The sequence below is a fragment of the Gemmiger gallinarum genome (genome assembly GCF_014982805.1).
GTDB lineage: Bacteria > Bacillota > Clostridia > Oscillospirales > Ruminococcaceae > Gemmiger > Gemmiger gallinarum.
In genome coordinates this window covers 574,734-587,775 of sequence record NZ_JADCKC010000001.1, presented here as the reverse complement: position 1 = coordinate 587,775, position 13,042 = coordinate 574,734, and the positions used below count along the sequence as shown (strand labels likewise).

The window sequence follows — 13,042 nt, the reverse complement described above, 5'->3', positions numbered from 1 at the left end:
GATCAGTCCCATAAGGCGCCCGGTTTCGGCAGGGGACCGGGCGCATACTTTTTACAGGCCCGGCGAAAAAATATTTACAGGTTCGATACGACCTTGAAACAATTTCATGGACAATAGGACAAAGAAACAGCCGGGTAAAGCGTTTATATATAAGGAACAACATTGCAAAACCATCCGGGAGTGACCATCTCCAGGGGAAAGGCGGTAACCGATATGTGCAACTCCAGGGAGGTACAGGGGCAGATTGCACTGATTATCCCGGCTTATCAGCCGGATCAGATGCTGGTCAGGCTGCTGGAACAGCTCTGTCCCCAATGGCCGGGACCGGTCGTGGTGGTGAACGACGGCAGCGGGGAAGAGGCCGGGGCTGTCTTTGCACAGGCGGAGCAGCTGGGAGTCCTTGTGCTGCATCACTGTGTCAATCTGGGGAAGGGCCGGGCCCTCAAAACGGCCTTCAATGCATGCCTCTGCCTGCCGGGAACTTTGATCGGCTGTGTGACGGCAGATGCGGATGGCCAGCATCGGCCGGAGGATATCCTGCGGTGCGGAGAGGAACTGCGCCGAAGGCCGGACAGCCTGATTCTTGGCTGCCGGGATTTTTCCGGGCCGGATGTGCCGTGGAAAAGCCGCTGGGGCAACCGGATCACCTGTGTGGTCATGAGGCTGTTCGGCGGGCTGGCTCTCTCGGATACCCAGACTGGCCTGCGGGGAATTCCGGCAGGATTTATGCGCCGTCTGATGAATGTGAGCGGAGAACGCTATGAATTCGAGACCAACATGCTGCTGGAGGCCCGGCGGCTGCGCCTGCCCATGGAGGAAGTGGAGATTCGGACAGTCTATCTGGAACAGAACAGGGCATCCCATTTCCGTCCGCTGCGGGACGGGGTAAGAATCTATGCCCTTTTCCTGAAGTATACGGCGTCGTCCCTTGCCTCTTCGGTGGTGGACCTGGGGGCTTTCTCCCTGTTTGTGGCGCTGTTTCGCAGTGCGTTGCCCGGTTGGTACATCACGGCTGCCACTGTGCTGGCCAGAATCCTGTCGGCTGGGGTCAATTACGGCATCAACAGCGGACTGGTTTTTGAAAAAAAGATGAGCCGCAAAAGCGGAGCTGCCTACCTTCTGCTTTGCGTCCTGCAGATGGCAGCCAGTGCGGGGCTTGTGTCGCTGCTGTTCGGGCTGCTGCACTGGCCGGAGACACTCTGCAAGATTGTGGTGGATGTGCTGCTGTTTTTTATCAGCTTCCAGATTCAGAACCGCTGGATTTTCCGGTGAAGGAGGGAAGGAACCCATGAGTGCTGTCCTGGTTCTGTGTATGGTCCTGCCGCTGGCGGCAGGTCTGTGCGCGCTGCTTCGCTGCCGGATGGAGGAAGCGATACCCCTCTCTCTGTTTGCCCTGATCGCCGTGGGATACACCCTGGCCCTGGCGGGATTGCTGTGGCTGGCCGGGCCCACCCTCTGGCTGCTGAATCTTGCCGGCGGTGTATGGGCCGTATATGTGTTCGGGGTCAAAAAAGCCCTTTCACCCCGCGGCCTTTGGCAGGGCGGACTGATTTTCCTTCTGCTTGCTCTGCTGTTCTGGTGGCTTTGCCGCGGCTGTGCCTTGACGGACTGGGACGATTTTTCTCACTGGGGCAAGGCGGTCAAATGGATGTACTATACCGATGAACTCTATACTGTTCCCGCCTCCCCAGACGGATTCAAGTCCTATCCGCCGGCCACGGCAATTTTGCAGTATATGTTCCTCAAGGCGGGCGGGTTTGCCTTCCGGGAAGATATCCTTCTCTACAGCAATGCAATCCTGACAGCCGGTTTGCTGACCCTGCCGTTTCGGGGCATCAGTCTCCGCAGGCAGCCGGTGCAGGGGATCGGGCTGCTGGTTCTGCTTGCCGTTTTGCCCGGCAGCATCTATCCCTCCTACTTTGCCCGGGCCAGTGTGGACGGGCTGCTGGGACTTTTCGCAGGTATTCTGATTCTGGAGGGATTTTTGCCCGGACATTCCGCTGCTTCCCTCTGGCTGGAAATCCTCGGCTGCTTTGTGCTGGCCCTTGTCAAATCCTCCGGCACCGGGCTGGCTGTGATGGCAGCACTGGCCATTGCCTTTGTTCATTTCCGGGCGAGCAGCCGCCCCGCGGCGGTTTTGCCTCTTGCGGCGGTGGCGGCGGCAAAACTCAGCTGGACCATCCATCTGACCCGGATGGGAGCAGGGGAGCGATGGGTGTGGCCGGGCGGACTGACCGGCGGTATTTTCAGTTTGATCACCGGCCGGGCGGATGCCTACCGCTACACGGTACTGCAAAATTTTCTCGGAACCATTTTTATCCGGGGCAATTATGGTCCGGGGCAGTCCATCCCCTTTGTGGTGATCCCGACAGTCTTTGCTGCTGTTGCAGCCCTGACACTGGTCAGCCGCACAAAACAGCAGCGCTCGGATGCCCGGCGGAAGATTCTTCCCCCGGCGGCAGCCATGCTCCTGATTACGCTCGTATTTGTGCTGACCCTTCTGTACAGTTATCTGTATCTCTTCAATCCGGCGGAAGCCATGTATCTGGCGTCGATCTACCGATACCTGGACACCTGCACCATGATGCTTATGACCGGGGCGGTCGTCCTGCCGTGTGTCTTTGCCGGGGAGAAAAGTCCGTGGCTCCGGCTGCTGCCTGCGGGAACACTGCTGGCGCTGATGTGGCTGTTTCCGGTGGGAGATTTCTTGGCCGCGGTGGGGCAGGCCCCGCTGCGGGCGGCGCAGTCCCACAATGACCGGGTTTTGTCCAGTCAGGCGGCGCAGCGCATCCAGGCGTTGGGGGAGGAGACGCCCCGCCTTCAGCTCATTACGGCGGACGATGCCGGTTCGGCGGCGCTGCGCATCGATTACGAACTGCTGCCGGCTCGTCTGCCGGAACAGGCTACCATCCTGATGGCCGACAACAAAAATGAGGAGCCCTGGGTGCAGGAGATCTCCGCCGAGGCGTGGAGCCGGGAACTGGCACAGAAATATGACTACGTTTATATTTATTGTCCGGAAGACCAGTTTATCGCCGATTACGGGTCTGTCTTTGAGGATGACAGTCAGATTGGGGCAGACCGGATGTTCCGTGTGGTTGTACAGCCCGACGGCACAGCCCGACTGCGCTGTATGGACGAAGCTTTGCAGGACACCGCCCTTTCAGATTAAATCCCGACAGGAAAACCGGAAAACGACAATACAACAAAGCGGCCCGCAGGAGAGCAATCCTGCGGGCCGTTTCCGGTTGGCACTTGTACGTATAAAACTTGTTACAGGCGGACCATATCCCGGCTGATTTCAGCCAGACTGTGGGCACCGCACATGGACATGGTGTCGGACAGTTCCGCTTCCAGCTTGTCCACCAGAGCCTTGACGCCTTCCGCTGCGCCGCCGTAGACGGCATTGACAAAGGGACGGGCGATCAGTACGGCAGTGGCGCCCATGGCCAGTGCCTTGAACACATCCACACCGCTGCGGATGCCGCCGTCCACCAGCACGGCACAGCGCCCGGCAACGGCATCTGCAATTTCAGGCAGGACCTCGGCGGTGGCGGGGGTCTGGTCCAGCACGCGGCCGCCGTGGTTGGAAACTACAATGGCCGAAGCACCGGCCTGGACGGCCTTTTCTGCGCCGCGGGCCGTCATGATTCCCTTGACGATGAAGGGCAGCTTGGCATCGGCAATGACCTGAGCCAGTTCCTCCACGGTCTTGCTGCCTGCCGGAGGATTGAGGTTTTTCAGGAAAGGAAGCCCGGCTGCATCAATGTCCATGGCCACGGCGAAGGCTCCGCTGTCACGGACGAGGGCCATCTTCTCGGCGATGGTGTTCACATCCCAGGGCTTCACGGTGGGAATGCCGAAGCCGTCGGCAGCCTTGATCGCCTTGCAGGCAGCCACCATCACGGCAGGATTGGTGCCGTCGCCGGTAAATGCGAGGATCCCGTTGTCACGGCAGGCGGCGACCAGAATGTCATTGTAGGCGGGGTCGTCGTATTTGGTGCCGTAGTGCAGCTGCACGGCACCCACCGGCCCGGCAAAGACCGGAATGCGGTAGCTGTGACCGAACAGCTCCAGGCTGGTATCCGGCGTGCCGGACGCACAGAGGGTGTCCATGTTGACGCGGACATTCTGCCAGGCGCTGTAGTTGCGGATGGCAACATCACCCACACCCTTGGCGCCGGGGCCGGGAATGGTGTTCCGGCAGCCGCGGCCGTCGCAGACGGGGCAAACTTTACAGGGGCCCATCTGGCCTCTGGCGGACTGTAAAACTTCCTGATAGGTCATTGTTGTGCGCGCTCCTCTTACCGCAAATTTTGGGCAGGCACGCGGTCTGCCTGTATCCAGCCTTATTGTATCGCGCCATTGACGGCGGTGCAAGGCAGCATGCAAAAAAAGTGTGTGCGGAGCTGTGCGTTTTTTGCATAGAGCCTGTATGGCAGAACAGGGAAATGCAAGCATCCCGCAAGGGATTGCAGTGTGAAAAATGCGTATCAGCGAGAAAGATCCTGAATTTGGGGAAAAGCTCCAAAAAATATGAATAAACAAAAAAATATTTGTGAATAAAGTGTTGAATTTTGGACAAAAGCGACTATAATGAGAATTGCGAGAAGCAAGTTCGCTGCGGAAAGCGAACACAAAATCTAATAAGGAGGAATCATTGATGGTTAGTTTTTTTGTCTGCCTGGTGCTGCTGATCGTCGGCTACTTTACGTATGGTAAAGTTGTGGACAACACCTTTGGACCAGATGACCGCGAAACCCCCGCTGTCCGCATTAATGACGGCGTTGATTACGTGGTTCTTCCCCAATGGAAGCTGTTTCTGATTCAGCTGCTCAACATTGCCGGTCTGGGGCCGATTTTCGGTGCCATGCAGGGCGCTCTGTGGGGGCCTGTGGTGTTCCTTTGGATCACCTTCGGCACCATCTTTGCGGGCGGTGTGCATGACTACTTCTCCGGCATGATGAGCGAGCGTGAGAACGGTGCCTCTGTTGCGGAGATCACCGGCAATTATCTGGGCAACACCATGAAGAACATCATGCGTGTTTTCTCGGTCGTTCTGCTTATCATGGTCGGCACGGTGTTTGCGGTTGGACCTGCCGGTCTGATCGTTACCCTGTTCAAGAACGCCGGTGTGTCCGGCATTTTTGCCACCACACTGTTCTGGCTGATTATCATCCTGATCTACTACTTCATTGCGACCTTCATCTCTATTGACGCAGTCATCGGCAAGATCTATCCGGTGTTCGGCGTCTGCCTGCTGGTCATGGCTGTGGGCGTTGCATTCGGCATTGTGACCAACCCCAACTATGTCATCCCCGAAATCTGGGACCACCTGTACAACATGCATCCTTCCGGAACCCCGATTTGGAGCTTCATGTTCATCACGGTGGCCTGCGGCGCCATTTCCGGTTTCCATTCCACCCAGTCTCCTCTGATGGCTCGCTGCATGAAGAGTGAGAAGCAGGGCCACTTCGTCTTCTACGGCGCGATGGTCTGCGAGGGTGTCATCGCTCTGATCTGGGCGGCAGCCGGCTGCTCTATCTATGAGGTCACCGGCGGCCTGAACACCGGCCTGTCCGAGATCCTGGCCGACGGTCAGTCCGCGGCCATCTATGATGTCTGCATCAAGACCATGGGCGGCGTCGGCGTTGTGCTGGCTATGCTGGGCGTCATTGCCTGCCCCATCACTTCCGGCGATACCGCCTTCCGTTCTGCCCGTCTGACTCTGGCCGACTGGCTCAAGATCGACCAGAACAGCTGGGTCAACCGTCTGAAGCTCTGCATTCCCGTTCTGGGTGTCGGCGCCGTTCTGGGCATCGGCAACGCGCTGGGCGCCATCGACTATACGGTGATCTGGCGTTACTTCAGCTGGACCAACCAGACTCTGGCCATGATCGTTTTGTGGGCTGCCTCCATGTATCTCTTCCGCAACAAGAAGAACTACTGGATCACTGCTGTGCCCGCCACCTTCATGACTGCGGTGTCCATTACCTACTTCTGCATGGCGCCGGAATGCCTGGGTGCCTTCGGCATTGGTGCGACGGTGGCATATCCTGCCGGCATCATCGCTGCGATCCTGTTCCTGGGTCTGTTCCTGCGCGCAACCAAGAAGCCTGCGCCTGCTGCAAACAAATAAGTTTTTGCATCCCAACAGGCAAGCTGTTTCTCGCGTCTGCACGGGGCCGTTGCAATGCAGCGGCCCCTGTGCTGGTTTAGCGGGAGATAATGCCGGGGCCGCGACCCGGCAACCAAACCATCGGGAGGAAACCGAACATGTATCTCAAACCCAAATGCCTAAGCAGTACCTGCCTGGCGGACGATGTCCTAAAGGCGGACAAAAAGTTCTGCAAAAAATATGGTCCCTGCGGTGTGGGACAAAAGGCGTTGTACCTCAATAACATTGTGCTGGATCGCTGTTATTACATACCCTTCGACAGCGTGCAGCGTGTGTACAAGCGTGTCGCCATGAGCAAGGGAGGCTATACCGGCAAGGGCATTTTCGGCTCCATCCCGTATCTGGTCGTCGAGTTTGACGGCAGCAAGGAACGTCAGTTTACCTTCAAGTATGAGGAAGATGTGGATCGCCTGCTGGCCCGCGTTGCGGCGGTACGCCCGGAACTCAAACGGATGAGCAAAGCGGCGGAAGAAAAGCTTCGCCGGCGGGATGAAGAGCGCGCTGCAAGAATTCTGCCGGAACTCTCCAACCGTGCGCGAAAAAATGTGGACCGGCTGGAAAATGCTGCCGAGTATCTGGGTAAGAAACCGGAACTGTCCGAGGAACTCAGTGCCTCGGCACGGCGCAAGCGGGCACTGCTCATCAGCAAGCCTGTCTACCGTTGGGTGGCGCTGGCCATTACTGTGATGGGCGTTGCGGCTTTTGTCTACGGTGTCTACTCGCTGCTGCATCAGGGGACCTTTGCCATCTATTTCACCCTGTTCGGGCTGGCGGCCATCTTCCTGTTCTCTGGCGCCAGTGTGCTGCCCACGGCGCGCAACAACCGCAGGGCCATTTTTGCCCGTGCCGAGCGCGCCGAAAAAGCGATGGAATCCTATCTGGCCGGGTATCCCGATTTTCCGGTCCCGGCACGGTACGCCCATCCGGTGGTTCTGACCCGCATGGAACGGGCCATCCGGGAAGGACGCGCTGTCGAGATCCCCGAGGCGCTGGATGTGGTCAAAAAGGACCTGAAGGCCTTGAATGCCGATGTCCAGGTGGAACAGGATGAGTACGACGAGGTTGTGGCCATCAAGTCCATGTTCCTGATCAAGGATTATGCCTGATTCAAGGGCTGCGGCCATCCTCCGGACAACAAAACATTGAACAGATCTCCGGCTGTAGGGGAAGGCAAAAATCCTTCTTCGGCAGCCGGAATTTTTTATGTGTTGCCGCGGCGGTACGGAGGCGGTGAGGCAGTGAAGGCCAGGAATTCGCTCCCCGGGCGGGCCTTCCGGTGGCTGCGGCGCTTGACGCCGACAGACGGTTTGCGTACACTATCAGATACAGGAAATTGCAGGCCCGGACCAGACAAACAGCCGGGTCCGGCCACAGGAACAAGGATGAATGGAATGGATCAGTATAGCGTTTTGAAGCAATATTTCGGGCATGATGAATTCCGCCCCGGGCAGAAACCCCTCATTGAGGCGCTGCTGTCCGGGCGGGACGTGCTGGGCGTCATGCCCACGGGCGCCGGCAAGTCGGCCTGCTATCAGGTCCCGGCCATGCTGCTGCCCGGCATGACGCTGGTCATCTCGCCGCTGATCTCCCTCATGAAGGATCAGGTCACCGCGCTGGAGGAAGCCGGCGTTCCGGCTGCCTGCCTCAACTCCTCCCAGCCGGAGGACCAGTATCAGCAGGTGATGCGCAACGCCATCAACGGCCGGTACAAAATCCTTTATGTGGCGCCCGAGCGCCTGCCCACGGCGGGCATCTCCTACCTGACCCAGAATGCGGAGATTTCCCTGATTGCCGTGGATGAGGCACACTGTGTTTCCCAGTGGGGACAGGATTTCCGTCCCAGCTACCTGAAAATCGCGGATTTCATTGCCAGCCTCCCGGTGCGTCCGGTGGTGGGCGCCTTCACGGCAACGGCGACGGCCCAGGTCAAGGAGGACGTGGCAGGGCTGCTGGGACTGCGGGACCCGCTGTGCATCACCACCGGGTTTGACCGTCCCAATCTCTATTTTGGCGTGGCCAGGCCGCGGGACAAGGAACGCTATATCGAGGAGTATATTCTCGATCATCCCGGCAAAAGCGGCATCGTCTACTGCGCCACCCGCCGGACGGTGGAGTCGGTCTGCCGGGAACTGCGCGGGGTAGGCATCCAGGCCACACGCTACCATGCAGGGCTGGACCCGGAGGAGCGGGAAAAGAATCAGGAGGACTTTGTCTACGACAAGAGCCGTGTCATGGTAGCCACCAATGCCTTCGGGATGGGCATCGACAAGTCCAATGTCAGCTTTGTGCTGCACTATAACATGCCCAAAAATCTGGAAAGCTACTATCAGGAGGCGGGCCGCGCCGGCCGGGACGGGGAACCGGCGGAATGCATTCTGCTGTTCTCTCTGGGGGATATCCAGACCGCCCAGTATTTCATCCGCAACACCCATGACAACGACGAGCTCACCCCGGAACAGCGGGCGGAGGTGGAGCGCCGGGACGGCCAGCGCCTGGATGCCATGGTGACCTACTGCAAAACCACCCGATGTCTGCGCAGCGTCATGCTGGAATACTTCGGGGAGCAGACCAGTGGCAAGTGCGGCCACTGCAGCAACTGCAACAGTGAGATGGTCGAGACGGACATCACCACCGAGGCACAGAAGATTTTGTCCGGTGTGGCCCGGGTGGAAAAGCGCTGGCCGGGCGGGCTGGGAGAAGTGGCGGTGGTCCAGATGCTGCGCGGCTCCCGGGATCAGAACACCCTCAAGCGGGGGCTGGACAGCCTGCCCACCTACGGCATTCTGCGGGATGTGCCCCAGCAGCGCCTGCGGCAGTATTTTGATGCGCTGGAGGAGCAGGGCTACCTCATCAACACCAAGGGGGAGTATCCGGTCCTGCATCTGGGGGCCAAGGCAGTGGACGTGCTTTTTCACGGCCAAAAGGTACAGATGACGGAACGGCTTGCCCCCGGCAGTCGGGAAGCGCAGGCAGGCCGCCGCCAGAGCAGCAAAAAGCGCACCGAGCGTGCTTCCGCACTGCCGGATGAGGGGCTCATCGGTGCACTCAAGGCGGAACGCTCCCGTCTGGCTCAGAAGAACAAGGTCCCGGCCTACATTATATTTAATAATCTCACCCTCGATGCCATGGCACAGCAAAAGCCCCGGACCATGGGCGATTTCATGCGCCTGCCTGGGGTCGGCGATGCCAAGGCGCACAAATACGGCAAGGAATTCCTGCGATGCATTGCGCAGTACTGCGCTGGGCATCCGGATGAGTGAAGAACGGCAAAAGCGGCGCGGAGGTGTGGTCTCTGTGCCGCTTTTTTGGCCCGCAAAAAAGAGAAAGTTCCGGGGCGGGCACTGTAACAAAATCCCTCTGACGGGGATATATGGATCAGAAAGGCAAAACCTGCGGGGAAAGGAGGAGGCAATATGGCACAGCAGACCGGCATGGATGAGGTTTACCGCCGATATGCCGACACGGTATACCGTTTTTTGCTGTCTCAGACGCGGGATGCTCACCTGGCGGAGGAACTGACGCAGGAGACATTCAGCCGTGCGGTGGCCGCCATTGAGCGGTATGACGGAAGCTGTAAACTTTCGGTCTGGCTGTGCCAGATTGCCAAGCATCTGTGGTATCAGGAGCTGCGCCGCCGGGGCCGAAGGCCCGCCGCTGTGGAGCTGGGGCCGGATGTGGAGGCGGAACTGGCGGTTCCCTCGGTGGAGGAAGATATCATCGCCCGGGAGGGCCATTTGGAACTGCTCCGCAGCATCCATCAGCTGCCGGACCCGCAGCGGGAGATTGTCTATCTGCGAGCCTTCGGCGGGCTGAGCTTCCGCCAGATCGGTGATGTGATGGGGAAAACCGAGACCTGGGCACGGGTCAATTTCTATCGCGGCAAGGAAAAGCTGCGGCTGAAAATCAGCGACACAGACAAGAAAGGGGAGAAGCCGGAATGAAGAACGATCTGACCTGTGAAGTAGTACAGGATCTTCTGCCGCTGTACGTGGATGATCTGGTGCATGAGCAGACCCGGGAGGCCGTTGACCGGCATTTGAAATGCTGCCCGGACTGTACTGCACGGAAAAATGCAATGGAAGCACCGGAAGCTTCCGCCGGGCCGGAGGGCACAGAGCGCCGCGAGCTGGACTACCTGCGCAGTGTGCGCCGCAAAACCCGCCGGAGAGTGTGGATGGCGGTCGCGGGCACAGCCGCCGTCCTGCTGGTGGTTCTGGCAGTGAAAACCTTCTGGATCGGGAAAGCGGCCGATCTGGGCGGTATGTTCTGGAATGTGACCGAGACTGAGACAGGACTGCATATTCAGGTGGACTCTGAGTGGTCCGGCGTGGCGTATGTGGGCTGGCGGCAGCGGCAGGAAGGGGAGAACTCCTGGTCGCTGAATGCCCGGCAGGTTTTGCCGCTGCCGGGAATCAGCGGTTCCCGGTATGAGGTGGAGCTGCCCCTTACCGAGACGGGTACTGTCACCCTGTGTGGAGAAACCATCTGGCAAAACGGAATCATGGTCCAGCCGAAGACGCTGCATATCTGGGAGACCAAAACACCCTATATGGGGGCCCCTTCGGCTCTCCTGGCGGTTGCGGAGGCGCTGCAGATTTCCCAAGACTGCGGGCCGTTTACCTCGGTGCTCCAGAGTGCGGAGGAGCCATATGGATGGACACTGGAATTTGCCGGGAGCTTCACCCAGAGCGAAGTGGAAAAGCTGAGTGAGGAGATGAACCGAAAAGCCTGTCAGGCCATGGCACTGGTGGGAAATCTGGGTGAGGTAAGCTGGACCTGCCGGATGGAAAACGGGCAAAAGCAGACTTTTACGCTGTCGCAGTGGGAGGCGGAGGAGAGCCTCGGCAGTCTGACAGACAGCTACAACCAGAAATATCAGACCGACTATCCCCAGTATTCCAGCCTGAAAACCTATGGCGACGATGCGGTCAAGTTTCAGATTCTGTGCGATATCCTTTCCTGAACAGCGCCTTACTCAATGTGTAAAGTGAAACTGCTGTACAGAATGCGCCGGCAGGACCTGAAAAGATCAGGGCATGGCCGGAACGGTTGCCAATCATGGGCAACCGCATTACAATAGAAAGTACAGATGGGGAAAGCACAGCCCCAAACATCTTTTTTCGAGAATTATAATTTTTTTCAAGAAAGTGAAAGGATTCCCCTGTGCCAGTCGTATTCAGGTTGAAGACGAACAAAGGCAATCAAAGATAAATCAGGAGGAATCCATATGAAACGAATTTTATTGGGTGTGCTTGCAGCCGGGATCGTTCTTTCCATCGGGGCAACGACGGTGTTTGCGTCAGGGATGCACAACGGCCAAGGCAATGCATTCTGTCTGAGCGGTGTCTGCCAGACCAGCAGCTGCTCGAACTACGTGGACGCAGACGGCGACGGTCTGTGTGATAATCACAGCGCAAACCACGACGGCTGCGGCAATAGGGCAGCATGGTCCGGTGCGGGACACCATAACGGCTGCCGGGAGGAATGCAGAGATTCAAGATGCGGAGCGAACAGGAGATAAACAGAGCGATTGACCGGTATGCGGATACCGTTCGGCGGCTTTGCATGATTCATCTGAAAAACTATGCGGATACTGAGGACATATTTCAGACGGTGTTTCTGAAGTATGCCCTCAGTTCCGTGGCGTTTGAAAACGAAGAGCATGAGCGTGCCTGGATCATCCGGGTCACCATCAACGCCTGCAAGGATCTGCTGAAAAGCTTTTTCCGCAGTCGTACCACCTCTCTGGATACGCTGATGGATCAGGCGGCCCCCGCTGCACCCGAGCATCGGGAGGTGCTGGAGGCAGTGCTGTCGCTGCCGCAAAAATACCGGGATGTCATATACCTGCATTACTATGAAGGGTATTCTGCGCCCCAGATCAGCAAAATTCTGGGCAAGAACGTGAACACGATCTATACGCTTCTGGCACGTTCCAGACAGATGCTCCGGGAAAGGCTGGGAGGTGAGACTGATGCGTGACAGGATTACACAGGCATTCGATCAGGTCCATGCGGAGGAATCGCTCAAGGCGAGTACCCGTGCCTTCCTGCGGCAGAAGACCCGGGGTTACACCCGTGCGGGAACTCCCGGATATCTGCGCATGATCCCGGCGGCGGCCTGCCTGGTGCTGGTGATTCTGGCGGGGCGCTGGCTTTACTTTACTCCCACGGTGGAGATCAGCATTGACATCAGTCCGTCGCTTGAACTGGGTATCAACCGTTTTGACCGGGTGATCTCCACGACCGGGTATAATGATGACGGACAGGCGCTGCTGGATTCCCTGGACCTGAACAATCTGGAATACAACCAGGCGGTTGAGCTGATCCTCAGCAGCGATATGGTAGCATCTTTGATGTCCGGGGATGCGGTGCTGACCATCGGCGTCATCGGCCCGGACGGGGAACAGACTACCCGGGTGCTTTCGGATATGGAGGACTGCACCTCCCATTCGGAAAACATGCATTGCTTCCATGCGTACGAGGATACCTCCGAGGATGCCCACGCACTGGGACTTTCCTGCGGCAAGTATCGCGCCTATCTCCAGCTGAAGGCGCTGGACCCGTCTGTCACACCCGAAGCGGTGGCCGATATGACCATGCAGGAAATCTGGGACCGGATCAACGCCCTGAGCACAGCCACCGGCGAATCTGTCCAGCCGCAGATGAGCACGGAGGATGCACCGGGAAATGCCGGCCAGAGCAATGGCAATGGTGCCGGCGGCATGTACTATGGGGAACAGGAGCACCATGACGGAGAACACTGGGGCGAAGGCAGCCATCACGGCTGGGACGATTGAGAGAGACGAAAAAGCCCATCACCGGACCGGGATAAAAAGATAAAGTGAAACTTGAAACAGAGGGG

The 13,042-nt window shown here is 58.3% G+C and carries 10 protein-coding genes; 9 read left to right on the top strand and 1 reads right to left on the bottom strand.

Features of this window, described 5'->3' with window-relative positions; translation table 11 throughout:
• The first annotated feature begins 213 nt into the window (after nucleotides 1-213).
• Together INF35_RS02845 and INF35_RS02840 are read left to right on the top strand one after the other, a co-directional pair.
• A complete protein-coding gene (locus INF35_RS02845) occupies nucleotides 214-1,272 on the top strand; it encodes a bifunctional glycosyltransferase family 2/GtrA family protein (RefSeq protein WP_193500020.1) in 1,059 nt (352 codons plus the stop codon).
• A 16-nt stretch (nucleotides 1,273-1,288) separates the two neighbouring features.
• The gene (locus INF35_RS02840; protein ID WP_193500019.1) at nucleotides 1,289-3,172 is read left to right on the top strand and encodes a hypothetical protein; all 1,884 of its coding nucleotides are present in this window, start codon (nucleotides 1,289-1,291) and stop codon (nucleotides 3,170-3,172) included.
• 101 nt (nucleotides 3,173-3,273) lie between these two features.
• Here INF35_RS02840 and INF35_RS02835 read toward each other — a convergent pair whose 3' ends face one another.
• A complete protein-coding gene (locus INF35_RS02835) occupies nucleotides 3,274-4,287 on the bottom strand; it encodes an alpha-hydroxy-acid oxidizing protein (protein ID WP_193500018.1) in 1,014 nt (337 codons plus the stop codon).
• Between the two features lie 376 nt (nucleotides 4,288-4,663).
• Between INF35_RS02835 and INF35_RS02830 the strand changes: the two genes are divergently transcribed.
• The 7 genes from INF35_RS02830 (at nucleotide 4,664) to INF35_RS02800 (ending at nucleotide 12,977) form a co-directional block, all read left to right on the top strand.
• On the top strand, nucleotides 4,664-6,139 hold the full coding sequence (locus tag INF35_RS02830; protein WP_193500017.1) for a carbon starvation CstA family protein: 1,476 nt from the start codon (nucleotides 4,664-4,666) through the stop codon (nucleotides 6,137-6,139).
• Nucleotides 6,140-6,276: 137 nt separating this feature from the next.
• Entirely contained in the window at nucleotides 6,277-7,284 is a 1,008-nt protein-coding gene (locus INF35_RS02825; protein ID WP_193500016.1) for an ATPase P, read from the top strand.
• A 285-nt stretch (nucleotides 7,285-7,569) separates the two neighbouring features.
• Nucleotides 7,570-9,438: a DNA helicase RecQ gene (gene recQ / locus INF35_RS02820; RefSeq protein WP_193500015.1), complete on the top strand. Its 1,869-nt coding sequence runs from the start codon at nucleotides 7,570-7,572 to the stop codon at nucleotides 9,436-9,438.
• 153 nt (nucleotides 9,439-9,591) lie between these two features.
• Nucleotides 9,592-10,119 carry an RNA polymerase sigma factor gene (locus INF35_RS02815; RefSeq protein WP_193500014.1) on the top strand — a complete coding sequence of 176 codons (528 nt, stop codon included), beginning with the start codon at nucleotides 9,592-9,594 and terminating at the stop codon, nucleotides 10,117-10,119.
• Nucleotides 10,116-11,141: a DUF4825 domain-containing protein gene (locus INF35_RS02810; protein WP_193500514.1), complete on the top strand. Its 1,026-nt coding sequence runs from the start codon at nucleotides 10,116-10,118 to the stop codon at nucleotides 11,139-11,141. Before INF35_RS02815 ends, INF35_RS02810 begins: the two co-directional genes overlap by 4 nt.
• A 536-nt stretch (nucleotides 11,142-11,677) precedes the next feature.
• Nucleotides 11,678-12,160, top strand: a complete 483-nt coding sequence (locus tag INF35_RS02805; protein WP_193500513.1) for an RNA polymerase sigma factor — start codon at nucleotides 11,678-11,680, stop codon at nucleotides 12,158-12,160.
• Nucleotides 12,153-12,977 carry an anti-sigma-I factor RsgI family protein gene (locus tag INF35_RS02800; protein WP_193500013.1) on the top strand — a complete coding sequence of 275 codons (825 nt, stop codon included), beginning with the start codon at nucleotides 12,153-12,155 and terminating at the stop codon, nucleotides 12,975-12,977. Before INF35_RS02805 ends, INF35_RS02800 begins: the two co-directional genes overlap by 8 nt.
• Nucleotides 12,978-13,042: the final 65 nt, after the last annotated feature.

Bases quoted from the DNA above. Each gene is read 5' to 3' on its own strand.
- INF35_RS02845 (WP_193500020.1), top strand. From the start codon at position 214: ATGTGCAACTCCAGGGAGGTACAGGGGCAGATTGCACTGATTATCCCG.
- INF35_RS02840 (WP_193500019.1), top strand. From the start codon at position 1,289: ATGAGTGCTGTCCTGGTTCTGTGTATGGTCCTGCCGCTGGCGGCAGGT.
- INF35_RS02835 (WP_193500018.1), bottom strand. From the start codon at position 4,287: ATGACCTATCAGGAAGTTTTACAGTCCGCCAGAGGCCAGATGGGCCCC.
- INF35_RS02830 (WP_193500017.1), top strand. From the start codon at position 4,664: ATGGTTAGTTTTTTTGTCTGCCTGGTGCTGCTGATCGTCGGCTACTTT.
- INF35_RS02825 (WP_193500016.1), top strand. From the start codon at position 6,277: ATGTATCTCAAACCCAAATGCCTAAGCAGTACCTGCCTGGCGGACGAT.
- recQ (WP_193500015.1), top strand. From the start codon at position 7,570: ATGGATCAGTATAGCGTTTTGAAGCAATATTTCGGGCATGATGAATTC.
- INF35_RS02815 (WP_193500014.1), top strand. From the start codon at position 9,592: ATGGCACAGCAGACCGGCATGGATGAGGTTTACCGCCGATATGCCGAC.
- INF35_RS02810 (WP_193500514.1), top strand. From the start codon at position 10,116: ATGAAGAACGATCTGACCTGTGAAGTAGTACAGGATCTTCTGCCGCTG.
- INF35_RS02805 (WP_193500513.1), top strand. From the start codon at position 11,678: ATGCGGAGCGAACAGGAGATAAACAGAGCGATTGACCGGTATGCGGAT.
- INF35_RS02800 (WP_193500013.1), top strand. From the start codon at position 12,153: ATGCGTGACAGGATTACACAGGCATTCGATCAGGTCCATGCGGAGGAA.